21 protein-coding genes and 1 pseudogene are annotated in these 22,473 nt (G+C 37.8%); 16 read left to right on the forward strand and 6 right to left on the reverse strand.

All coding sequences use genetic code 11. The features are described from left to right. From pyrE to IGI97_RS06800, 3 genes are all read left to right on the forward strand, one after another. Nucleotides 1–633 carry an orotate phosphoribosyltransferase gene (gene pyrE, locus IGI97_RS06790; RefSeq protein WP_002357418.1) on the forward strand — a complete coding sequence of 211 codons (633 nt, stop codon included), beginning with the start codon at nt 1–3 and terminating at the stop codon, nt 631–633. A 182-nt stretch (nt 634–815) separates the two neighbouring features. Further along, complete coding sequence (locus IGI97_RS06795; RefSeq protein ID WP_002394492.1) at nt 816–1,529, forward strand: carbonic anhydrase; 714 nt, start codon at nt 816–818, stop codon at nt 1,527–1,529. An 18-nt stretch (nt 1,530–1,547) separates the two neighbouring features. Next, the gene (locus tag IGI97_RS06800; RefSeq protein ID WP_002361904.1) at nt 1,548–2,477 is read left to right on the forward strand and encodes a LysR family transcriptional regulator; all 930 of its coding nucleotides are present in this window, start codon (nt 1,548–1,550) and stop codon (nt 2,475–2,477) included. A 188-nt stretch (nt 2,478–2,665) separates the two neighbouring features. On the opposite strand, the gene IGI97_RS06805 is transcribed toward IGI97_RS06800, so the two are convergent. Continuing rightward, a complete protein-coding gene (locus IGI97_RS06805) occupies nt 2,666–3,712 on the reverse strand; it encodes a GntR family transcriptional regulator (protein ID WP_282896991.1) in 1,047 nt (348 codons plus the stop codon). A 156-nt stretch (nt 3,713–3,868) separates the two neighbouring features. Between IGI97_RS06805 and IGI97_RS06810 the strand changes: the two genes are divergently transcribed. The 4 genes from IGI97_RS06810 (at nt 3,869) to IGI97_RS06825 (ending at nt 10,201) form a co-directional block, all read left to right on the forward strand. Next, entirely contained in the window at nt 3,869–5,158 is a 1,290-nt protein-coding gene (locus IGI97_RS06810) for a glycoside hydrolase family 125 protein (protein ID WP_002357422.1), read from the forward strand. Between the two features lie 11 nt (nt 5,159–5,169). After that, nucleotides 5,170–7,860: an alpha-mannosidase gene (locus IGI97_RS06815; protein WP_174090112.1), complete on the forward strand. Its 2,691-nt coding sequence runs from the start codon at nt 5,170–5,172 to the stop codon at nt 7,858–7,860. Between the two features lie 161 nt (nt 7,861–8,021). Further along, nucleotides 8,022–9,200, forward strand: coding sequence for a pyridoxal phosphate-dependent aminotransferase (locus tag IGI97_RS06820; RefSeq protein WP_421503530.1), 1,179 nt, complete (start codon nt 8,022–8,024; stop codon nt 9,198–9,200). Between the two features lie 110 nt (nt 9,201–9,310). Further along, complete coding sequence (locus IGI97_RS06825) at nt 9,311–10,201, forward strand: phosphate ABC transporter substrate-binding protein PstS family protein (protein WP_421503531.1); 891 nt, start codon at nt 9,311–9,313, stop codon at nt 10,199–10,201. Nucleotides 10,202–10,285: 84 nt separating this feature from the next. Here the strand turns inward: IGI97_RS06825 and IGI97_RS06830 are convergent. From IGI97_RS06830 to IGI97_RS06840, 3 genes and pseudogenes are all read right to left on the reverse strand, one after another. Continuing rightward, nucleotides 10,286–11,688: pseudogene (locus IGI97_RS06830) on the reverse strand (IS3 family transposase). A 70-nt stretch (nt 11,689–11,758) separates the two neighbouring features. Continuing rightward, nucleotides 11,759–13,534: a two-component system histidine kinase PnpS gene (pnpS, locus tag IGI97_RS06835; RefSeq protein WP_421503532.1), complete on the reverse strand. Its 1,776-nt coding sequence runs from the start codon at nt 13,532–13,534 to the stop codon at nt 11,759–11,761. Next, the gene (locus IGI97_RS06840; RefSeq protein ID WP_438738265.1) at nt 13,531–14,241 is read right to left on the reverse strand and encodes a response regulator transcription factor; all 711 of its coding nucleotides are present in this window, start codon (nt 14,239–14,241) and stop codon (nt 13,531–13,533) included. The genes pnpS and IGI97_RS06840 overlap by 4 nt, the downstream gene beginning before the upstream one ends. Nucleotides 14,242–14,403: 162 nt before the next feature. Here IGI97_RS06840 and IGI97_RS06845 point away from each other — a divergent pair, with 162 nt between their 5' ends. The 3 genes from IGI97_RS06845 (at nt 14,404) to ffh (ending at nt 16,713) form a co-directional block, all read left to right on the forward strand. After that, on the forward strand, nt 14,404–14,868 hold the full coding sequence (locus IGI97_RS06845; protein WP_002374733.1) for a DUF523 domain-containing protein: 465 nt from the start codon (nt 14,404–14,406) through the stop codon (nt 14,866–14,868). 83 nt (nt 14,869–14,951) lie between these two features. Next, nucleotides 14,952–15,290, forward strand: coding sequence for a putative DNA-binding protein (locus tag IGI97_RS06850; protein WP_002357429.1), 339 nt, complete (start codon nt 14,952–14,954; stop codon nt 15,288–15,290). Between the two features lie 4 nt (nt 15,291–15,294). After that, on the forward strand, nt 15,295–16,713 hold the full coding sequence (ffh, locus tag IGI97_RS06855; RefSeq protein WP_002360194.1) for a signal recognition particle protein: 1,419 nt from the start codon (nt 15,295–15,297) through the stop codon (nt 16,711–16,713). Nucleotides 16,714–16,787: 74 nt separating this feature from the next. Here the strand turns inward: ffh and IGI97_RS06860 are convergent, their stop codons facing one another. Further along, nucleotides 16,788–17,543: a MerR family transcriptional regulator gene (locus tag IGI97_RS06860; RefSeq protein WP_002357431.1), complete on the reverse strand. Its 756-nt coding sequence runs from the start codon at nt 17,541–17,543 to the stop codon at nt 16,788–16,790. A gap of 117 nt (nt 17,544–17,660) precedes the next feature. Beyond that, complete coding sequence (locus IGI97_RS06865; protein ID WP_002357432.1) at nt 17,661–18,215, reverse strand: NADPH-dependent FMN reductase; 555 nt, start codon at nt 18,213–18,215, stop codon at nt 17,661–17,663. Nucleotides 18,216–18,356: 141 nt separating this feature from the next. Between IGI97_RS06865 and IGI97_RS06870 the strand changes: the two genes are divergently transcribed. From IGI97_RS06870 to IGI97_RS06895, 6 genes are all read left to right on the forward strand, one after another. Next, nucleotides 18,357–19,160 carry a GNAT family N-acetyltransferase gene (locus IGI97_RS06870; protein ID WP_438738268.1) on the forward strand — a complete coding sequence of 268 codons (804 nt, stop codon included), beginning with the start codon at nt 18,357–18,359 and terminating at the stop codon, nt 19,158–19,160. Nucleotides 19,161–19,306: 146 nt separating this feature from the next. Beyond that, nucleotides 19,307–19,582 (forward strand): 30S ribosomal protein S16, encoded by a 276-nt coding sequence (gene rpsP, locus IGI97_RS06875; protein WP_002357434.1) that lies wholly within the window; start codon nt 19,307–19,309, stop codon nt 19,580–19,582. An 11-nt stretch (nt 19,583–19,593) separates the two neighbouring features. Next, the gene (locus tag IGI97_RS06880; protein WP_002357435.1) at nt 19,594–19,839 is read left to right on the forward strand and encodes a KH domain-containing protein; all 246 of its coding nucleotides are present in this window, start codon (nt 19,594–19,596) and stop codon (nt 19,837–19,839) included. A 120-nt stretch (nt 19,840–19,959) separates the two neighbouring features. Further along, the gene (locus tag IGI97_RS06885) at nt 19,960–20,526 is read left to right on the forward strand and encodes a hypothetical protein (protein WP_002360199.1); all 567 of its coding nucleotides are present in this window, start codon (nt 19,960–19,962) and stop codon (nt 20,524–20,526) included. A gap of 214 nt (nt 20,527–20,740) precedes the next feature. Then, complete coding sequence (gene rnz, locus IGI97_RS06890; RefSeq protein WP_002361891.1) at nt 20,741–21,682, forward strand: ribonuclease Z; 942 nt, start codon at nt 20,741–20,743, stop codon at nt 21,680–21,682. Then, on the forward strand, nt 21,683–22,471 hold the full coding sequence (locus IGI97_RS06895; protein WP_002364028.1) for an SDR family NAD(P)-dependent oxidoreductase: 789 nt from the start codon (nt 21,683–21,685) through the stop codon (nt 22,469–22,471). Nucleotides 22,472–22,473: the final 2 nt, after the last annotated feature.

The following is a 22,473-nucleotide window of genomic DNA, read 5'->3' on the forward strand; positions in this document are numbered from 1 at the left end:
ATGACAAAAGTAGCAAAAAAGATTGCCAAAGATTTATTAGATATTGAAGCGGTATTTTTAAACCCTAATGAGCCGTTTACCTGGGCTAGTGGCATAAAAAGCCCGATTTATTGTGATAACCGTATCACGATGAGTTATCCTGCTGTGCGTAAAGAAATTGCAGAAGGCTTAGCGGCAAAAATTAAAGAAACTTTCCCAGAAGTCGAAGTGATTGCTGGGACAGCTACCGCAGGGATTCCACATGCGGCATGGGTAGCCGATATTTTAGGATTACCAATGGTTTATATCCGCAGTAAAGCCAAAGATCACGGCAAAGGGAATCAAATTGAAGGCCGAATTTCTGAAGGACAAAAAATGGTAGTTATCGAGGATTTAATTTCAACCGGCGGTAGCGTTTTAGAAGCGGCAGAAGCGGCGGAACGTGAAGGAGCAACGGTTTTAGGCGTTGCGGCAATCTTCACTTATGAGTTACCCAAAGGAACGGCAAATTTTGCAGATAAACAGATGACGTTACTAACGTTAACCAATTATTCAACTTTAATTGATGCTGCATTAGAAGCAAATTATATCGAAGAAAAAGATGTTACCTTATTACAAGAATGGAAAAAAGATCCTGAAAACTGGGGCAAATAAACGTTGAACTAAAGATAGTTCTTGTCGTCTGATTTTTAGTGTCATTTTCAGTAACCAGATTTAACGGTAGGAGAACTTAGGTCATTTGCCGAGGAGCGTAATGATCTAAGTTCTTTTGTTTGACGTAGAAAAGATGTTAGGATAGAGTTTTAACATGAGTTTTACCTGATTACTATGTGGAAATGAAGGAAGAGTGTATGAAAAAAATAAAAAATATGGACGTTGAATGGAGCTATACAGGCAACGATGGACCGGAACATTGGCATACGCTATGTGACTGGTTTGCAGAAGGTGCTAAGTTTGCTTATCAATCGCCAATTGCTTTAGAAAAAGAAAGTGCTGAGACAATAAATTCTCAGATTACGTTTCATTATAAAAAAGAAGAATTCACTGAAAAGGAATTCAAAAATACGTTTCATTTTGTACCACCAAATACGGAAAGTTACGTAATGTTTGAAAATGTTGCGTATCATTTAACCGATATCCATTTTCATATGCCTAGCGAACATTTGCTGTCGGGAAAGCAGTATCCGCTAGAATTCCATTTGGTTCATATGAACGATGCTGGCGAAAATTTAGTTGTCGGTTGCCTGTTTACCATCACTGAGGAAGAAAATCGTTTTTCAGAAGCGAATCATCCGATGGACTGGGAAAACGGCACGCACCAACAATGGTTTAATCCGTCAATCTTTTTACCAGAGGAGCGTCTACACTACCATTATGTAGGCTCGTTAACAACACCGCCAACTAAGGGTCCAGTGAAATGGTTTGTATTTGATACCATTCAAAAAATGGATCAAGCCTTTTTAAATAAGATCAAGGAAGGTATGTTGGCCTTTAACAATCGGCCCCTTCAGCCGTTGAATGGGCGTAAGATTTATTTTTCAAATGATTAGTGTGTGGAGGAAAAAGTGTTGAATATTCAACAAATGAAGTATGTTGCTGCCATAGCTAACAATGGGAGTTTTCGGGAAGCAGCCAAAAAACTATTTATTACACAACCTAGCTTGTCAAATAGTATTCGGGAATTAGAAGAAGAACTAGGGATTTCCCTCTTTTTACGTACCAATAAGGGCGCTTTTTTAACAGAAGAAGGAATGGTTTTTTTAGAACAAGCGGAGAAAGTTTTAGTTCAAATGGAGTTATTGGAAAATCGCTATCGCGAGACAGTGACCAGCGAACGATTCTCCATCTCTTCGCAACATTATGATTTTTTAGGTGAGGTAATTGCCAAAGTTCTTAAAAAGTATGGGGATCAATATAAAGATTTTCGTGTCTTTGAAACCACGACCTTAAAAGTAATTGAAGATGTCAAAGGATTTCACAGTGAGCTGGGGATTATTTATTTAAATGAACAAAATAGTGTCAGTATTGAACGGTATTTAGAACAAGCTAATCTAGCCTACGAGGTAATTAGTACTTTTAATACACACATTTTTTTAGGAAATCATCATCCTTTAGCCAAGCAAAAAGAAATTCATTTAGAGGAATTAGTTCCCTATCCACAAGTTCGCTTTAATCAAGAAGGAAGCAATTTTTCCTATTTTTCTGAAGATTTAGTTGAAATTCCTGAACAGGAATCGGTCATTCATACTACAGATCGTGGAACCTTGATGAATTTGTTGGTAGAAACTAATGCTTATGCTTCTGGTTCAGGAGTCGTAACGGGTTTTACGAAGAAAGAAATTCGGTTAGTACCATTGGCGCCAGCCTTGGAAAATCGTATTTGTTTACTCTTTCCCAAAAATCGGGAAATCAGTCCGATTGGTCGCTACTTTATCAAAGAACTAAAAGCGTTGTTTAAAAAAGAGGTAGATACCAAAACGTTTAGCACTAAGGAATAAAAAGAAGAGGTCGGGACAGAAGTGTTTAACTCCGAGAAATAAGAAGGAATTTCCGAAAATTGTTCTTTAATTTTTGGAGAATTTCGGCTTATTTCCGAAGGAGTTGCGTCTGTTCCCGCCGTTTATTAGTTTTTGAGCGTGGAGCAAAAATCCAAAGTGATTTTTGTCCCACGCTCTTCTTTTTTGGCTCATTTTGAAACAGTAGAAATGGTTTCTCTTTCAATTAATGTGACAGGTACTTGAATGTCTTCTATGATTTGAATGTCTTGTTGCATCGTTTGTAATAACACTTCACCAGCTAGTTTTCCCATTTCTTTAAAGTCTTGCGCCATGGTTGTTAATGGCGGTTCGACAAATGCTGCTGCTTGAATATCATCAAAACCAATAATCGATAATTCCGCTGGTACATGAATACCTAGGTTTTTACAGTTTCGTAAACAATGTAACGCGCTGAAGTCATTATCGCAGACCACGGCTGTGAGTTGGTGCGCCTCAAAATACTGTTTAAAGTTGTGTTTATCTAAGAGATTGGTTTCCGTGATTGCTGTGTGAAACGCCAGATTGGCTTCTTTTAAAGCTTGGAGATAACCTAAATAACGTTGCCGAACGGATTGTAGGGCCGGACTCCCTGAAAGGATATATCCAATTTTTGTATGTCCTAAGCCAATTAAGCGTTCGGTTGCTGTTTTACCACCAGCAAAGTTGTCTGATTGAATGGTTGCAAAAGGTAAATCATGGATCTTTTTATCCAAGACAACGACTGGAAAATTCATCAAAGCCAACTCAAACAATAAGTCGAGGTAGTCATTACTAGTAGCAGCATAATAGACAAGCCCAGCAAACTCATTCACAATGTCCGCAGCATTTTTCTCTCTCAAAAAATTAGGCGAGGTCATAAAGACTTCTAAACCAGCTGCTTGAATAGTAGGGGCCAAACCGCTATAGAAATTTCCTACTGATAAATCGTCTGCAAAAGGCAATAAAAAAAGAACTTTATTTAAAGAGGTATGAAGAGGATGCTTTGGTGCTTGAACAAAACTTCCTTTTCCTTGGTGACGTTGGATTACGCCTTGCGTTTCCAACTCAGTTAGCGCTCGTTTGGACGTAATTCTACTGACGTTAAACTGAGCCGATAATTCTTTTTCGGTAGGCACTTGCGCTCCAACAGGCAATCGCCCTGAATCAATTTCATTTTGTAAATAATCAATAATTTGTTGATATAATGGTTGCTTCATTCATTTCACCTCACAATAAGATATATCTTATTTATAGTTTACCATAAATTAATTGGTTTTAAAATGAAAAAAATGATTGAAATCACTAGACAAAGTGAAATGTAAACGCTATAATTCAATTGTGAAATGATATATCAAATTCAAGAGGTGACGAGAATGGTTTATACAGAAGTTCCAAAATCCGTAGCAACATTTATGGAGACAATTACAGAAAAATGCGGTGAAGCACATCAAGATTGGGCAAAAAACTTTCAGGCGGCCTTTGCCAATACTTTATTAACAACAGTGAAACGTCAAGAAGATGGTACTACCTTTTTATTAACAGGCGATATTCCAGCAATGTGGTTGAGAGACTCAACAGCACAAGTTCGTCCCTATTTAGTGATTGCTAAAGAAGACGAAGACCTTGCTCAAATGATTGCTGGTTTGGTTAAACGCCAGTTTCGTTATATTTGCATTGATCCTTATGCCAATGCGTTTAATGAAACAGATAATCATGCAGGCCATCAAACTGATAAGACAGAAATGAATGGCTGGATTTGGGAACGGAAATATGAAATTGATTCATTATGTTACCCGGTCCAATTAGCCTATTTACTTTATAAAAATACTGGGATGACCGAACAATTTAATTCAGATTTTGTGGAAGGCGTCAAAAAAATTCTCAACGTTTTCACAACAGAACAAGATCACGCACAGTCACCTTATTTATTTGAACGAGATACGTGGCGTCAAGAAGATACGTTGGTTGAAGCAGGGAAAGGAACACCAGTTGGCAAAACAGGGATGACATGGTCAGGCTTCCGTCCTAGTGATGATGCCTGCCAATATGGTTACTTAGTTCCTTCTAATATGTTTGCAGTCGTAATTTTAGGCTATATTCAAGAAATTTTCTCTGATGTTTTAGAAGATGCTACGATTGTGGCGATTGCTAAAAAATTACAAGAAGAGATTGAAGAAGGCATCCAAACATTTGGACGAACAAAAAATCAAAATAACGAAACGATTTACGCGTATGAAGTGGATGGCTTAGGCAATGCAAGCGTGATGGATGACAGTAATGTTCCCAATTTAGTAGCAGCTCCATATCTTGGCTATTGTTCAACAGAGGATGAACAATATTTAACAACGCGTCAAACCTTATTAAGTAAAGAAAATCCTTACTTCTATGAAGGTAAATACGCGAAAGGGATTGGTAGCTCGCATACACCAGAAAATTACGTGTGGCCGATTGCTTTAGCAATGGAAGGAATGACAACCAAAGATAAAGCAGAAAAAGAACGAATTTTAGATTTATTAGTTGCCACAGATGCGGGGACTCATTTGATGCATGAAGGTTTTGACGTAGATAATCCTGAAAATTATACAAGAGAATGGTTTTCATGGGCTAATATGATGTTTTGTGAATTAGTTATGGATTATTTTGACATCCGAGTGGAAAAATAGGAGGAAAAGTGATGACAAAGAAAAAAGTCTATATTGTTTCCCATAGTCATTGGGATCGTGAATGGTATCTTCCTTATGAAGAACATCATATGCGCTTAATTGAATTAGTGGATAATGTATTAGATTTAATTGAAAATGATCCAGAGTTTAACAGTTTCCATTTAGATGGACAAACGATTATCTTAGACGACTATTTACAAGTTCGCCCAGAGAAAAAAGAAGCCGTAAAAAAAGCTGTCCAAGCAGGCAAACTAAAAATCGGACCATTTTATATTTTACAAGATGACTTTTTAATTAGTTCTGAATCCAATGTTCGAAACATGCTGATTGGGCATTTAGAAAGTCAAAAATGGGGAGCACCAGTTCAATTAGGTTACTTCCCGGATACATTTGGGAATATGGGTCAAACGCCTCAAATGATGCAATTAGCAAATCTGCCTGCGGCTGCCTTTGGACGCGGGGTGAAACCGATTGGCTTTGATAATCAAGTCTTAGAAAGCGACTATAGCTCACAATATTCTGAAATGTGGTGGGAAGGTCCTGACCAAACGAAAATTTTCGGCTTGCTTTTTGCGAACTGGTATAGTAACGGGAACGAAATTCCTTCAGAAAAAGAAGCGGCAATCGCTTTTTGGAAACAAAAATTGGCTGATGTGGAACGTTACGCTTCCACAAACCATTTATTGATGATGAATGGGGTCGACCACCAACCGGTGCAAAGAGATATTACTAAGGCCATCGCTTTAGCCAATGAACTATTCCCAGAATATGAATTTATTCATTCCAATTTCGATGACTATTTGAAAGCTGTTCAAGAGGAGTTACCAGAAGATTTAGGAACAGTAACAGGTGAATTAACGAGTCAAGAAACGGATGGCTGGTACACATTAGCCAATACTTCTTCTGCTCGCGTCTATTTAAAACAGTGGAACACAAAAGTCCAACGCCAATTAGAAAATATCGCAGAACCTTTAGCAGCAATGGCTTACGAAGTAACTGGCGACTACCCACATGACCAATTTGATTATGCTTGGAAAACATTGCTTCAAAACCATCCGCACGATAGTATTTGTGGCTGTTCTGTCGACGAGGTTCACCGAGGCATGATGACTCGCTTTGAAAATGCCAATGATGTCGGGCATTTCTTAGCAGATGAAGCAACACGACAATTAACAGAAGCAATTGATACAAGTGTTTTCCCAGAAAAAGCGCACCCGTTTGTTTTGTTTAATACTAGTGGCTATCAGAAAACGGAGGTTGTCACTGTGGAAGTGGAGATTGAACGATTGCCATTTTATACAGGAAAACCTGAAGATCTTTATCATGAATTAAAACAAAAAGCAACCCCAGATTATCAAGTGATTGATCCAACTGGAAAAGCCGTTGCAAGCCGTATTGTCAAAGAAGATGTTCGTTTTGGTTACGATTTACCTAAAGATGCTTTCCGTCAACCGTACATGGCTAAATACTTAACGGTCGAATTATCTGTCAAAGAAATGGCGCCATTCTCTTGGGATAGCTTTGCATTGATTCAAGGAGAAACGAAAGCTTTTGAAGGAAGTCTTTTGGCTCAACCAGCAACAAATGAAATGGAAAACGAATTTATTCAAGTGAAAATTGAAAATAATGGTAGCTTAACCATTGCTGACAAAAAAACAGGAGAAACATTTTCAAAATTGTTAACATTTGAAGATACTGGCGACATTGGGAATGAATATATCTTTTTCAAACCGACCGAAGACCAAGGAATTACAACCGAAAATGTAACGGCTGAAATTACGAATAAAGAAAATTCCCCTGTAAAAGCAAGTTATCAAATTAAACAAACCGTCATGTTACCAGTTTCAGCAGATGAACGATTAGAAGAAGAACAAAAGGCTGTTCGTGAGTTTAGAGAACGCCATGCACAACGTTCAACGACGCTTCGCCCGTTCGAAATAACGACAGTGGTTACAATGATCAAAGAAAGTAACCAATTATTCTTTGAAACAACCATTAATAATCAAATCAAAGATCATCGTTTACGCGTGCTTTTCCCAACTGACATGGTCACAGAAACACACGAAGCGGATAGTATTTATGAAGTCGTGACACGACCAAATCAAGTAAGCGATACATGGGAAAATCCAACAAACCCGCAGCACCAACAAGCGTTTGTGAATGTTCATGACCAAAACAAAGGCGTGACTATCTTCAATGAAGGCTTAAATGAGTATGAAGTCTTGGCAGATGGAACCATTGCGGTCACATTAATTCGTTGTGTTGGCGAACTAGGTGATTGGGGCTATTTTGCGACACCAGAAGCACAATGCCAAGGAGAATATACCTTTAAATATGGTTTGTCATTGCATGGAAAACCAGAAGAACGCTTTGCTACGTATCAACAAGCCTATAGTGCACAAATTCCTTTTACTGCAGCTACTACTGCGCGTCATGAAGGTAAACTAGCACCGAACCATGTCTACTTGACAACGGCAGAAGGACCGATTGGTTGGACAGCCGTTAAACGTCAAGAGCAAACGAATCATTTAGTCGTTCGTGGCTTTAATCTAACAGCGCAAAATATTCCTTGTGAACTTCACAAAGAGACACAACCAGCGACTTGTTTAACAAATGTATTAGAAGAACCGTTGACACCAGCGATAGAAGTTGATGCACCATTACGTCCGTTTGAAATTCGGACATGGCGTTTCGAAAAATAAATAAATAGGAGAACTTTGTTGAAAAGGACAAAGTTCTCCTATTTTCTTTTCTGCCGTTTTTTTGAGATATTTATAATAAAAATCTAGCGAAACAATGAGAAAATCATTCATTTTAAGGTCAATTTGTGCTACTATAACGTCAACTGAAGGAGTGAAGCTAAATGGATTTAACCAATCGTTTTAATCGTCAAGTAAATAAAATTGCTGTTTCTTTAATTCGTCAATTTGACGAACAAGTCTCAGGAATTGAAGGTATTTTAAAATTAACGCTAGGAGAGCCAGATTTTAACACACCTGAGCATGTCAAAAAAGCAGCCAAAGAAGCAATTGATGCGAATTTTTCTCATTATACAGGGATGTCTGGCTTATTAGATGTCCGTGAAGCAGCCGCTTATTTTATGAAAGAAAAGTACGATTTGACTTACCAGCCTGCGACAGAAATTTTAGTAACAGTTGGAGCAACAGAAGCGATTTCAGCTTCGTTATTAGCAATTTTAGAACAAGGTGACAAAGTGCTATTGCCAGCACCTATTTACCCAGGGTATGAACCAATTATTACATTGGCGGGGGCGGAACCGGTATATTTGGATACACGAGATAACGATTTTGTCTTGACCCCTGAAATGATTGAAGCCGCAATGGCCGAGCATGGGGAACAAGTTAAAGCAATTATTTTAAATTATCCTAGCAACCCAACTGGTGTCACCTATAACCGGCAAGAGTTGCAAGCAATTGCTGATGTTCTAAAAAAATACGACATTTTTGTGATTAGCGATGAAATTTATAGTGAGTTAACTTATGATGAGAGTCATGTTTCGATTGCTGAAATGTTACGTGACCAAACGATTTTAATTAACGGTTTGTCGAAATCACATGCCATGACAGGCTGGCGGATTGGCTTTATTTTTGCACCAGCGATTTTAACAGCGGAGATCATTAAAGTTCATCAGTATTTAGTTACTGCGGCTGCAACAGTGTCTCAAAAAGCAGCTGTTCGTGCCTTAATCGAAGGAATGCATGATGCTGAAATTATGAAAGAAGAGTATCGGAAACGGCGCGATTTTGTTTATGAACAGATGACTCAATTGGGGTTTGAGGTTGCACGTCCAAATGGCGCCTTTTATATTTTTGCTAAGATTCCTACTGGTTATGAACAAGATTCTATGAAATTTTGTATTGATTTAGCGCAAAAAGAAGCAGTAGCGTTGATTCCAGGTATTTCTTTTGGCCCAGAAGCAGAAGGATACGTCCGAATTAGTTATGCGTCCGATATGGATAAATTAACAACGGCCATGGAACGAATCGCACATTACATGGCGACACAACGCGTAACGCACTAACCTTTATAGATTCTTTACACACCTTTACCTTTTATTTACATTTAATTGAAACAGAATTAACAGAGTCTTGGTAGACTAAACTTGTAACTAATTGAAAAGGAAGTGCAAAGATGAAAAAACGTGTAATTGCAGCAACTATGCTGAGTCTAGGGTTATTATTAACTGGGTGCGGCGCTCAAGGAGGCACAACTGAAAAATCCAGCGAAGCGGATAGTAACAAACCAGTTAAAATTGTCGCTGTTGGTTCCACCGCTTTACAACCGTTAGTAGATGCTGCGAAAGATCAATTTACACAAGAACATCCCAATTATACAGTTTCTGTCCAAGGTGGCGGCAGCGGAACAGGACTTTCGCAAGTTGCAGATGGCGCAGTGACCATTGGAAATTCCGATGTGTTTGCCGAAGAGAAGGATGGCGTGGATGCCTCTAAATTAGTCGATCATCGGGTGGCCGTGGTTGGTATGGGACCAGTGGTCAACAAAGAAGTCGGCGTGAAGAATTTAACGAAGCAACAATTGATTGATGTCTTTACTGGCAAAGTCAAAAACTGGAAAGAAGTGGGCGGCAAAGATCAAGAAATCGTCGTAATAAACCGCGCAAACGGAAGTGGCACCCGAGCAACATTTGAAAAATGGGGCTTAGATGGAGCTAAACCAGTTCAATCACAAGAACAAGATTCTTCTGGAACAGTTCGTAAAATTGTTGAACAAACACCAGGAGCAATCAGCTATTTAGCTTTTTCTTATATGGATGATTCCACTGTTGCCTTAAGCATTGATGGTATTGAACCAAAAGAAGAACACGTGAAAGACAATTCATGGAAAATCTGGTCTTATGAACATATGTATACAAAAGGGGAGCCCAATAAAGAAGTAAAAACCTTCTTAGACTATATGGTCACCGATGATGTTCAAAAAACAATTGTCAAAGACTTAGGTTATTTAGCCATCACAGACATGCAAGTAGAACGTGATGTAAATGGAAAAGTAACTGAAAAATAAACAAAAAAACTCAGCCAATAAACAGGATTTGTAGTGACCCCAAAAAGTTAGACTTTTTATAGAGTGGATTTTTCCACTCTATTTTTATGCAGTTTTTTGATTGAATTGTCGAAATTCTACTGGGCTTTTCCAGTTAAGTTTTTCCTTGATTCGGTGATGATTGTAATAATAAATGTAGTTCTCAATTGCTTCTCTCAATTCATTTTGACTTTGATAGATTTTTCCATAGTACACTTCTTGTTTTAGGATACTGAAGAAATTCTCCATAGGAGAATTATCTAAACAGGTTCCTTTTCGAGACATACTTTGAAAGATATTGTTGTCCTTTAATGCTTGTATATAGACATTCATTTGATAAGCCCAGCCTTGATCAGAGTGAAAGGTGCGCCGATAGGGACAATCATTTGTTTGAGAAATTGCTTCTTTCAGACCTTCCATAACTGTTTTACCATTTGGTTGAGTAGAAAGGCTATAGCTTAGAATTTCACTATTATACATATCCATAAATGGATCTAAGTATAGTTTTTTCTGACGAAAGATGCCTACGTTATCTGCTTCAAAGTACTTAAATTCAGTTGTATCAGTTGTAATTTTTTGATGAGGAACAGAGGTTTTAAATCGGCGACGAATCAAATTTTTAGCGATTTTACCAACGGTTCCTTTATAGGAATTATATTTTCTGGATTTCTTAGTAAAAGCTTTGACTTGTAACTTTAACTTTTGTATTAATCGCTGGACTTTCTTTTTATTCACTTGAAATCCACGTCGTTTCAATTCTTGGGTCATCCTTCTATAGCCATAATGTTGATGTTTTTTACGAATCGCTTGAATTTCTTCTTCAATGATTTGTGTTGAAGCTGTTCTGTCGAGGCGTTTTTGCCAGTACATGTAAGTAGATTTTGGAAACCTTAGGGTTTCCAAAATATCTTTTAATCGAAAGTGTCTTCGGAGACTGTGAATGATTCGTGCGATTCGTTCATTTTTTGTTCGTCCTCTAAACGCAGTCTCCTCAATTCTTTTAAATAGGCATTCTCAATTTTTAACATTCTATTTTCTTTTTCTAGTTTCTCTACTTGAGATCGTTCACTTGGTAATGGTTGGCTTTCCTTTTGTTTCTTCTTAGGCATGGTAGGTGGACGTCCTTTCTGTTTAGAGAGTCCCTCTATACCAAACTTCTGATACGTTCTAAGCCAATTCGCAATCAATGATGGATTGTTCATTTTTAGAAGATTAGCTACTTCTTGATAGGACAACTCTGTTGTTAAATATAACTCTATCGCATCTAGCTTAAATTGAACAGAGTAATTCTTATTTTTTTGACTGCGAAGTAGGCCTTCTTCACCAAGTTCCTTATAGGCATTTATCCATTTGCTTATTTGAGAACTATCTTTAAACCCATACTTCTTTGCGAGAAACCTTAGACCTCCTTGACCAGATAAGTAGTCATGAACAAGTTTAAGTTTAAATTCAAAACTGTATTTTGCCATACAAAAAAACCTCCAAAAGTTAGATTTCTAGGTCTAACTTTTGGGGGTCGGCTCAATTGGCTGAGTTTTTTTAGGCTTCTTTTTTTGTTAAAGGCAAGGTGATTGTAAAAGTGGTCCCTAAGCCTAAGTGACTATCAATGGCGATTTTACCGCCTAATAATTCTGTGTAATTTTGGACAATAGCTAGACCTAGACCGGTGCCACCAGAATGACGGCTACGTGCTTTATCGACACGATAGAACCGTTCAAAGATCCGTTCTTGGTCTTTTTGACTAATGCCAATGCCAGTATCTTGAACAGATAAACGTAATTGCTGATTTTCAATAGCATAAGAAATAGTAATCTGTCCATTTTCTTGGGAATACTGAATGGCATTTTCAATTAGATTCTTCACGATTGGATAAAACAATTCGTATTTGGTGAAAAACTGGCTCTCTGGCAGACCATGAACGACTGTTTTCAGCTGTTTTGCTGCCAATTGTTGCTGATAAGAGCCGAGAATTTCTGTAATAAATTTTTCTAAAGTAATTTCTTGTTCTGCATAAGGAATTGTTGCGCTGCCCCGAGAAAGTTCTAAAATTTCTTGAATTAATTGTTGCAGACGCTGGGCATCTTTTTGCATGATCTGCAAAAATTGATCAAGGACTTCCGGATCTTCTTTGGCGCCGTCTATGAGTGTCTCGGTAAAGCCCAAAAGAGAAGTGACAGGCGTTTTTAATTCATGAGACACGTTTGATACAAAATCTTTTTGCATTTTTTCTAGTTGGCGAACGCGCGTTAAATCATAGGCAATTCCTAACACTTGATAATCATTGGCGCTTTGATCATCCAAGTAACGAAGAGAAAGATCTAATCGTAAAGGTGTTGGTCCTTGTGTCACAGTGATTTCTTGATGTAAACTGTTTTTTTCAGCGACGACTTGATGGATTAAATGAATCAAATCGGCGTCTTGAATCACTTCAAGATAATTGCTTTGCATATTTTTAGCAGAGAGTCCTAACATTTCCTGCATTTTAGGGTTCAACAGACGAAGCCGTCCTTGCGTATCAATGATAAAGACACCAATCATCAACTCATCTAAAAGTTCGTGAAATTGCTCATCTGCAGATGTATACGCTTTATACGTTTGACTTACTTGTTGACTCAGTAAGTTAATAGTTTCGTAAAGTTCATTCCATTCAGAAGATTGCTGGATAATGGATCGATTTTCATCTGGATGTTTAAGCATTCGTTTCAGAATCGGTAAGACAGTCACTAGCGGTTGATTTTTTTGCCGTAACAGTAAAAAGATAAACAAGGTAATTAGTAGGAACAAAATGCCAAATGTAAAGATAATATAGCGACGAAAAGATTGGATATTTTTAGAAAATAGCGCGGTTTGTTCCGAAATCCGAATAATGCCAACGATTTCTCCTGATTTTAAAACAGGCGTGGCAACGTACAGAAGTTCTTTATTTAACGTTTTACTCTTTCGTAAGGCGGAACCATAGGTAGCTCCTGATAGAACCGCAGCGATTTCAGGTCGTTTTTTGTGCGACTCTAGCGGTTCATTTTGGCTGCTGTCAAAAAAGACGGTACCATTTTTTTGCAACAAAGTTACCCGTTCTTCTGCATCATCTAACGCATGGGTGACAAGGAGTTGTTGTTGGTTTGTCAGTTGCCCTTTTTCGAAAACGGAAGGGGGCAACTGGTCTGTTAAAAGGGTATTTTTTCTTCTTAAATAGGTTTCTTGCTGAGCAACCATTTCTTTTTGAAAGAAAAAATTGGTCGCTGCAATACTCCCGACAAATAATAAAAGCATGACTGCCGCAACTAAAAAATATTCAATCCGCAGTCTCTTTTTCATCGTTTTGGCTCCTGAAAACGGTAGCCAAAGCCACGGACAGTTACTAAGTAAACGGGCCGTTTGGGATCGGGCTCGATTTTATCACGTAAATGACTAATGTGGACATCGACGATGCGACTTTGTCCAGCGAAGTCATATTGCCAAATTCGTTCCAACAAGGTTTCCCGATTAATGACCCGATCTTTGCGTTTCATGAAGTAAACGAGTAATTCAAATTCTTTCGGTGTTAGCTCAATGGGCTGATTGCGCACAAAGACTTCATAATTTTGTTCATCCACACGAATCTCGCCAATCACAAGCGGAGCTTTAGGTGTGTCCTCTTGAAGCGTTTCGGTCGTGGTAGGTTTTAAACGACGGAAAATAGCTTTCATGCGTGCTAGGACTTCTCTGGGACTAAAAGGTTTTGTTAAATAATCATCCGCCCCAATTTCTAAGCCGATGATTTTATCTACTTGTTCATCTTTGGCAGTTAAAATCAAAATAGGCGTGTCAATTTTTTCTCGACGAAGTGCCTTGGTAATTTCTAAGCCATCCATACAAGGAAGCATTACATCTAAAATTATAAAATCATATTGATTAGACAAAGCTAATTCGAAGCCGTTTTTACCATCTTCGGAAGTAGTCACCTGATAGCCTTCTTTTTCTAAATTAAAGGTTAACAAAGTTAAAATCGATGGTTCATCATCGACGACAAGAACTTTTTTCATTTACATAACTCCTTCAAGAAATTTCTGAAAATAAGTGTATATTTCACTATTGTTAGTTTAACATATTTTTAGAGGAAGAACGTACTTTAAAGTAAGCGAGAATGCTACTTTTGAGAAAAGTCAACTCATGGTATAATAGAGAAATGAAATGAGGAGAAGCAAATGATTGGTATTAGTAGTTGCTTAGGTGGGATTTGTTGCCGTTACGATGGAAAATCTCAAGAACAAGAAGCGTTAAAACAACTTGTAACTAATGGAAAAGCAATAATGGTTTGTCCCGAAGTTTTAGGAGAGTTGCCCATTCCACGTCCGCCAGCAGAAATCATTGGCGGGGATGGCTTTGATGTTTGGGCGAATACTGCTTATGTATATACGGATAACGGGGAAGATGTGACTGAGGCATTTAAAGCAGGGGCACAACGCGCGTATCAAAAATTAAAAACTCAACAAATTACAACCTTGATTTTGAAAGAAAAAAGTCCCAGCTGTGGCAGCCAGCTGATTTATGATGGACAATTTTCTGGCATTAAAAAAGCTGGAGTTGGGGTGGCAACTGCTTATTTTATTCAACAAGGAATGACCGTTTATTCTGAAGAAACATGGCAACTTGCGGACATTTCTTTTTAAAAGGTAAAAACTTAGTAAAAAAAGATTGACTATTCCCTATGAAATCGGTAACCTATAAGGGATTGAAGATGGGAGCACGGCTCATGGAAATGGAAAAAACAAACCGCATGAATGCGTTATTTGAATTTTATTCGACATTATTAACGGAAAAGCAGATGAATTATATGGAGCTTTACTATGCTGATGACTTTTCTTTAGGAGAAATTGCGGAAGAATATGAGGTTAGTCGCCAAGCGGTTTATGATAACATTAAACGAACCGAAAAAATTTTAGAAGAATATGAAAAAAAGTTACATCTTTATTCAAACTATGTTGTACGGAAAGAATATCTTGAACAACTACAGCAGTATGTTCAAGAAACTTATCCCAAAGATAGTGAAATCAAAAAATATATTGAACAAATTCAAGAAATAGAGGAATGAAACTATGGCTTTTGAGAGTTTAACAAACCGCCTGCAACAGGCAATGAGTAAAATCCGTCGTAAGGGAAAAGTTTCCGAAGCCGACGTAAAAGAAATGATGCGAGAAATCCGTTTGGCTTTATTAGAAGCCGACGTTAATTTACAAGTGGTCAAAGATTTCACAAAACGTGTCAGAGAACGGGCGGTAGGAGTCGAAGTATTAGAAAGCTTATCACCAGCCCAACAAATTGTAAAAATTGTTGATGAAGAATTAACGAAAACGTTAGGTTCAGAAACGGTTGAACTGAATAAATCTCCAAAAATCCCGACAGTGATTATGATGACAGGGTTACAAGGGGCTGGTAAAACAACTTTTACTGGTAAATTAGCCAAACACTTAATGAAAACTGAAAACGCTCGTCCGCTTTTAATCGCTGGTGACGTTTATCGTCCAGCAGCGATTGATCAGTTGAAGGTTTTAGGTCAACAATTAGAAGTTCCCGTTTTTGATATGGGAACAGATGCTAATCCAGTGGAAATTGTTCGTCAAGGGTTAGCATTAGCAAAAGAAAAGAAAAATGATTATGTCTTAATTGATACGGCCGGCCGTTTACACATTGATGAAGCTTTAATGGACGAATTGAAACAAATTAAAGAGTTGGCTAATCCCAATGAAATTCTGTTAGTTGTTGATGCGATGACGGGGCAAGATGCTGTCAACGTTGCAGATAGTTTTAATGAACAGCTTGGAATTACTGGGGTTGTTATTACCAAAATGGACGGCGATACTCGTGGGGGGGCCGCACTGTCAATTCGGGCAGTAACGGGCGCTCCGATTAAATTTGTCGGTTCTGGTGAAAAATTAACCGATTTAGAAATTTTCCATCCCGATCGTATGTCGAGTCGTATCCTAGGTATGGGGGACATGTTGACGCTAATTGAAAAAGCGCAACAAGATTACGATGAGAAAAAAGCAGAAGAACTTGCTCAAAAAATGAAAGAAAACAGTTTTGACTTTAACGATTTCATTGAGCAATTGGATCAAGTTATGGGCATGGGACCGATTGAAGACTTATTAAAAATGATCCCTGGGATGAGTAACATGCCTGGTATTGAAAATGTCAAAGTCGATCCAAAAGATGTGGCACGGAAACGGGCGATGGTCCTATCAATGACCCCTGCAGAACGTGAAAATCCTGATCTATTAAATCCTAGTCGCCGCCGCAGAATTGCAGCTGGTTCAGGAAATAGTGTGGTTGAAGTCAATCGTATGATTAAACAATTTAAAGAATCCAAAAAAATGATGCAACAAATGTCCAAAGGGGATATGAACATTCCTGGTATGGATCAAATGCTAGGTGGCGGCGTTAAAGGCAAGCTAGGTAAAATGGCCATGAATCGTATGATGAAGAAAAACAAAAAGAAGAAAAAGAAAAAAAGATAAACAGGCTTTAGTTAATTATTGGAAGAAACAGAAAGTGCGCCATCAGTCGAAGAGACTAATGGCGCACTTTCTGTTTAAGCGTAGTTTTGGATAATTGCGTTTAACGCTTCGGCAAAACCAGCACCGTGTTGTTCATAATATGACGTAAATCGTTCATCGCCAACATACATAAGGCCTAACCCTTTGTGTGCTTCTGGCGAATAGCTTGACCAAGAGTACATTAACCAATCTTTGTGTAATTGGAAAATTTCTTGTGCAAGTTGGCTAGTCAACTTGGGTGATTTTTGATACATGGCTAACTTAGAAAATAAATCTTTTTCCACGTTCTGCATTGCTTGCATGTCTTTTTCCGTCAAGTTTAAATATTTTTTGTTGGCTTGTTCAATCGTTTCGTTGCCATATTTTTCCCGAATCTCTTTACCATATTTTTCTTCGTTTTCTTGAACTTTTTGTTGTTTGAATGCTTCGAATTTTTGCTGATCTGACATGTTTATCTCTCCTTTGTAATGGTGTAAGGTTTGTTGAACAGAGGCTAAAAGACGATCAATTTCATTGCGCTTTTCCAATAGTTTTTGTTGATGCTCGTATAAAGCCTGTTCAACATTAAAGTCAGGTTGCTCCAAAATTTCTTTAATTTCATCTAGTTTCAGATCCAATTCACGGTAAAAAAGAATTTGTTGCAAACGATTCACCTCGGCTTGCCCGTAAATTCGATAACCAGAAGAATTAATTCTGGCTGGTTGAAGAAGACCAATTTCATCATAATATCTTAACGTCCGTGCACTGACGCCAGATAGTGAAGCCATTTTTTTAATTGTATATTCCATCATTCATTCCTCCTGACAAAATCTATCATAAACCTTTACGTAACGAGAGGGTCAAGCAAAAAAATAAAAAAAGTGAGACAACCTGTAAAAAGTTGCCTCACTTTTTCTCGATTGATTCAATTAGGCAGTTAAGCGATTAAAGAAATCCACGTAAGCATCTACAATTGATTGTAAGAAACCAACAGTGCCATCAATAATTTTACCATCTTCACCAATTAAGTTCGTAATGCCGCCAATATAGGCTTCAGGTTGTTGTAAAGTTGGAACATTTAAGAAGACTAATGATTGTCTTAAATGATGGTTCGCACCAAATCCGCTAATTGCACCTGGTGAAACACTCACCACAAGTCCTGGTTTTTTATCCCAAACGCTTTCGCCATACGGACGTGAACCGACATCCAATGCATTTTTTAAAACAGCTGGTACTGAACGGTTATATTCTGGTGTTACAAACATTACGCCATCTACTTGTTTAACTTCTTCACGGAATGTTGTCCAAGCTTCGGTGGGGGTTCCTTCATCATCCAAATCTTGATTGTATAATTCTAAATCACCAATGTTAATAAAAACAGGTTCGAAATCAGCTGGAAATAAGTCCGCCATTGTTTTTGCTACCAATTTGTTAAATGAATCTTTTCTTAAACTCCCTACAAAAATACCAATTTTTTTTGTCATGTAAATCCCTCCATTTTTCTTTTACTTACTTTATGATAGTACTTTTTCAAAAAAAGCGCAAACGTTTTATCCTTGTACATTGTTGAACTTCGTAACTTCACGTATAATAGCTAGTAAAAGGATGAGTAAAGGAGCAACTGCTTGAATAAAAAAATAAATTGGCGCCGACAGTTAACACCGTTGGAGAAACAAACATTGACTGAATTAAGAAACAAGGAAATGATTAAACAAGGAAATTTTTATAAATTGGAACAAACATTTCCTGAGGAATCAGCTTATACTTATTATGGTTTATACAGGAAGGAACAAACCATTCAAGCATATATCGTAGGGTATTGTTTTGATGGGGAAACCTTGGAAGCGACGATTGTTGCGCCAAATGTAGGACCATTTTTTGAAGAACTTGTTCAAGAACTCGAAAAGCAAGCAGCTTTGTGGGGAATGAAAGAAGTCTTTCTCGTGATGGACGACAAGCAATCTGTTGGCCTGAATTATTTTAATAGACAAGGGATTCTGCCAGCTTTTTCAGAACAGTATCTGGTTTTTCAAAGAGAAACTTACTCACAGGCGTTGGCGAAGCTGACACTTCTCCGACCACAAGTGGCTGATTTGGATTCCTTGGCTAGGTTACTCGAAGGTACGCCTTTGCCGGAGGACCTTCAACGAACACTTATTTATAAAGAAAACAATCAACTTTTAGCCACGCTACGTTTGGATCATTTTGAAAACGAATGGGGGATTTATGGCTTTGTTGTGACAAAAACGCAACGAGGTCGCGGTCTTGGCCGTAAAGTGTTACAGTCTGCGCTCCGAATGATTTTAGAAAATTCAGCTTCAGCGACTATTTTTTTAGAAGTTGAAACAGAAAATCAAGCAGCGCTTCATCTCTATCAAACAGAAGGCTTTCAAGTGAGAAACCAGTACAACTATTATCAAATTTTGTAAAAATTCTTCATTATTTCGTTTGTTTTCCTGCAAATTGGCTAAAAAAATTGAAAAAAAGTAAAGGTGTCAAGAAAAAACTCTTTACAGGTTGTTGTTAATCTGTTAAACTAACTCTTGTGATTAAGTTAATGGAGGTGTATTTAATAATGGCAGTTAAAATTCGTTTAAAACGTATGGGTTCTAAAAAGAGTCCTTTTTACCGTATTGTAGTAGCTGATTCTCGTTCTCCTCGTGATGGACGTTTCATCGAAACTGTAGGTACTTACAACCCTTTGAAAGACCCTGCAGAAGTAGTTTTAAAAGAAGATTTAGTTTTAGATTGGTTATCTAAAGGTGCGCAACCTTCTGATACAGTTCGTAACATCCTTTCAAAAGAAGGCGTTATGAAAAAACATCATGAAGCTAAAAACGTTAAGAAATAAGGTGATTGAATATGGCAGATGTGAAAGAGTTAATTTTAACTATTGTCCGTCCGTTAGTCAGTCAACCTGAAGCAGTCTCGTTAGAAATTGAGGAATCAACTGATTTCCTCGAGTATAATTTGACTGTGGCCAAAGAAGATATTGGACGTATCATTGGTAAACAAGGGCGTGTTGCAAAAGCAATTCGGACAATTGTTTATAGTGTACGTATCGATGGTCCGAAAAAGGTCCGTTTAAATATTCTTGATGGTAAATAAGCATTAACAAGGAGGTAGCCTAGCTATCTTCTTTTTTTATACATAACCAAAAAGTTTTCATTGCTAGAGACAGGCCTTTCTTGCTAAAATAGATGTATCCAGAATAAAGGAGCGATTTGTATGACAAAACGAATTATCATTATGAACTTTGATATTGAAAGTAAATCGTACCAAGCATTTTCCGAAATAAAAAAGATGCAGGCAGAAAGACAGCTTAAAGGTGAGCAAATGGCGGTTGTTACGCATGTTAATGATGGCCAGCATCAATTTAAAATCAATGATTTTATCGATTTTACAGGCAACAATCATACATCAAAAGATAGCATGATTGGGATGCTAGTAGGCATATTAGGTGGTCCTCTGGGCATTCTTTTTGGCTGGTTTGCTGGAAGTATGTATGGTGCAAGCAAAGACGCCAAAGAAATTCAAGAAGCCCAAACGGTTTTTGAACATGTGATTCAAAAGATTGATGAAGGACAAACGGGATTGTTATTAATTGCAGAAGAAGAAGACAACCGTCCGCTCAACCAATTGGTTATGTTTGACTTAGGTGGCGAAATCACGCGGCTTGATTTAGAGGAAGTCCAACAAGAAATTAACGATGCGAACGAAGTTGCAAATGAAGCGAAACAATCGTGGCAAGCAAAAAAAGAACAACATAAAGAAGCGACATCGAAAGAAGAATAAGGATCAAAGACTGTTTTCTGAATAAAGGGAAACAGTCTTTTAAAATACTAAGAAATCACGGTTTTTTATGGTAGTTTGCTAATTTTTTGTTATTTTATCGTAAAATACGGTAAACTAAGAAGAAAACTTTGAGAAAATAGATAAATTATTATTTGCTAAAGGAGCAAACTTCTTCTAAAATAAAAAGGAAGTTTAAAAGAAAGTATGGTAGCAGATGGAAATACAATTTTTAGGAACAGGCGCTGGTGTGCCAGCAAAACATCGCAATGTCACAGGGATTGCGTTGAAATTATTAGATGAACGAAATGCAGTTTGGCTCTTCGATTGTGGGGAAGGGACTCAATTGCAAATTTTAAAAAGTAGTATTCGCCCAAGAAAAATTGAAAAGATTTTTATTACACATTTACATGGGGATCATATTTTTGGTTTACCTGGTTTGTTAAGTAGTCGTTCTTTTCAGGGCGGGACAGAACCTTTAGAAATCTATGGACCAGTTGGGGTTGCTGACTTTGTCAAGACTTCTTTACGAGTCTCACAATCGCGGTTGTCCTATCCACTGAAATTTATTGAATTAACGAAAGAAAATGACGTTATTTTTAAAGATAAACAATTCACTGTTCGCTGTAATATCTTGGACCATGGCATCACGAGCTTTGGCTATCGAATTGAGGAAGCAGCGCATGAAGGAGAATTACAAGTAGAGAAACTTCAAGCTTTAGGGATTCCTTCTGGGCCATTGTATGGCAAACTCAAACGTGGTGAAACGATTGTTTTTGATGGACAGGAAATTAATGGACAAGCGTTTGTGGGAGAGCGTAAACCTGGACGAATCGTGACGATTTTAGGAGACACTCGCAAAACTAAAAATAGTGTAACCTTAGCACGACGAGCGGATGTTTTAGTCCATGAAAGTACGTTTAATAAACACGAAGCAAAAATGGCAAAAGCCTACTTCCACTCAACCAGTCAACAAGCAGCTGAAGTTGCAAAAGAAGCGCAAGTAAAACAACTTATCTTAACGCATATTAGTGCTCGTTATTTAACCAAAGAGGCCTATCAGCTTCAAGAAGAAGCCCAAGAAATTTTCCCCAATACAAAAATCGTGAAAGATATGGATATCATTGAGATTCCATTTGCCAATGAAGGAGGAGCTTAGATGGATTTAACAAATAAAGTCGTTGTCGTAACTGGAGGTTCAGCTGGTTTAGGTGAACAAATTTGTTATGAAGCAGCTAAACAAGGGGCAGTCGTCGTTGTCTGCGCCCGCAGAATTAATTTGATTGGTAAAGTTCGCGAGCAGTGTGCTGCTTTGAGCGGACGAGAAGCATTTTCTTATCAATTAGATATTGCCGATCCAGAAAGCGTTGAACGTGTGGTTGAAGCTATTTCAGCAGAAGTTGGTCCTATAGATGTTTTAGTCAACAATGCTGGTTTTGGCTTGTTTGAAAATTTTGTTGAGATTGACTTGGCTGTTGCACGCCAAATGTTTGATGTCAACGTTTTAGGAATGATGACGTTTACTCAAAAAGTAGCTATTAAAATGATTGAAGCTGGGCAAGGACATATTATCAACGTTGCTTCAATGGCTGGGAAGATGGCTACAGCTAAATCAACCGTTTATTCTGCAACGAAATTTGCTGTGTTAGGTTTTTCAAATGCTTTACGTTTAGAATTGAAACCGTTGGGTGTAGCAGTAACGACTGTCAATCCAGGACCAATCCAAACAGAATTCTTTGATAAAGCGGACCCGACAGGCACTTATCTAGCTGCGGTGGATAAAATTGTTTTGGACCCTACGAAATTAGCGAAAGAAGTGGTTGGGAGTATGGGGACTTCTCGACGTGAGATTAATCGTCCGTTTGTCATGGAAGCGGCTGCCCGCTTTTATACATTGTTTCCACATTTAGGAGATTTCATAGCGGGAAATATTTTAAATAAAAAATAAAG

The sequence above is a fragment of the Enterococcus sp. DIV2419 genome (assembly GCF_051711865.1).
In the GTDB taxonomy this organism is placed as follows: domain Bacteria; phylum Bacillota; class Bacilli; order Lactobacillales; family Enterococcaceae; genus Enterococcus; species Enterococcus faecalis.

Coding starts and splice junctions, on each gene's coding strand:
- pyrE (WP_002357418.1), top strand. CDS start 1: ATGACAAAAGTAGCAAAAAAGATTGCCAAAGATTTATTAGATATTGAA.
- IGI97_RS06795 (WP_002394492.1), top strand. CDS start 816: ATGAAGGAAGAGTGTATGAAAAAAATAAAAAATATGGACGTTGAATGG.
- IGI97_RS06805 (WP_282896991.1), bottom strand. CDS start 3,712: ATGAAGCAACCATTATATCAACAAATTATTGATTATTTACAAAATGAA.
- IGI97_RS06810 (WP_002357422.1), top strand. CDS start 3,869: ATGGTTTATACAGAAGTTCCAAAATCCGTAGCAACATTTATGGAGACA.
- IGI97_RS06815 (WP_174090112.1), top strand. CDS start 5,170: ATGACAAAGAAAAAAGTCTATATTGTTTCCCATAGTCATTGGGATCGT.
- IGI97_RS06820 (WP_421503530.1), top strand. CDS start 8,022: ATGGATTTAACCAATCGTTTTAATCGTCAAGTAAATAAAATTGCTGTT.
- IGI97_RS06825 (WP_421503531.1), top strand. CDS start 9,311: ATGAAAAAACGTGTAATTGCAGCAACTATGCTGAGTCTAGGGTTATTA.
- pnpS (WP_421503532.1), bottom strand. CDS start 13,534: ATGAAAAAGAGACTGCGGATTGAATATTTTTTAGTTGCGGCAGTCATG.
- IGI97_RS06840 (WP_438738265.1), bottom strand. CDS start 14,241: ATGAAAAAAGTTCTTGTCGTCGATGATGAACCATCGATTTTAACTTTG.
- IGI97_RS06845 (WP_002374733.1), top strand. CDS start 14,404: ATGATTGGTATTAGTAGTTGCTTAGGTGGGATTTGTTGCCGTTACGAT.
- IGI97_RS06850 (WP_002357429.1), top strand. CDS start 14,952: ATGGAAATGGAAAAAACAAACCGCATGAATGCGTTATTTGAATTTTAT.
- ffh (WP_002360194.1), top strand. CDS start 15,295: ATGGCTTTTGAGAGTTTAACAAACCGCCTGCAACAGGCAATGAGTAAA.
- IGI97_RS06860 (WP_002357431.1), bottom strand. CDS start 17,543: ATGATGGAATATACAATTAAAAAAATGGCTTCACTATCTGGCGTCAGT.
- IGI97_RS06865 (WP_002357432.1), bottom strand. CDS start 18,215: ATGACAAAAAAAATTGGTATTTTTGTAGGGAGTTTAAGAAAAGATTCA.
- rpsP (WP_002357434.1), top strand. CDS start 19,307: ATGGCAGTTAAAATTCGTTTAAAACGTATGGGTTCTAAAAAGAGTCCT.
- IGI97_RS06880 (WP_002357435.1), top strand. CDS start 19,594: ATGGCAGATGTGAAAGAGTTAATTTTAACTATTGTCCGTCCGTTAGTC.
- IGI97_RS06885 (WP_002360199.1), top strand. CDS start 19,960: ATGACAAAACGAATTATCATTATGAACTTTGATATTGAAAGTAAATCG.
- rnz (WP_002361891.1), top strand. CDS start 20,741: ATGGAAATACAATTTTTAGGAACAGGCGCTGGTGTGCCAGCAAAACAT.
- IGI97_RS06895 (WP_002364028.1), top strand. CDS start 21,683: ATGGATTTAACAAATAAAGTCGTTGTCGTAACTGGAGGTTCAGCTGGT.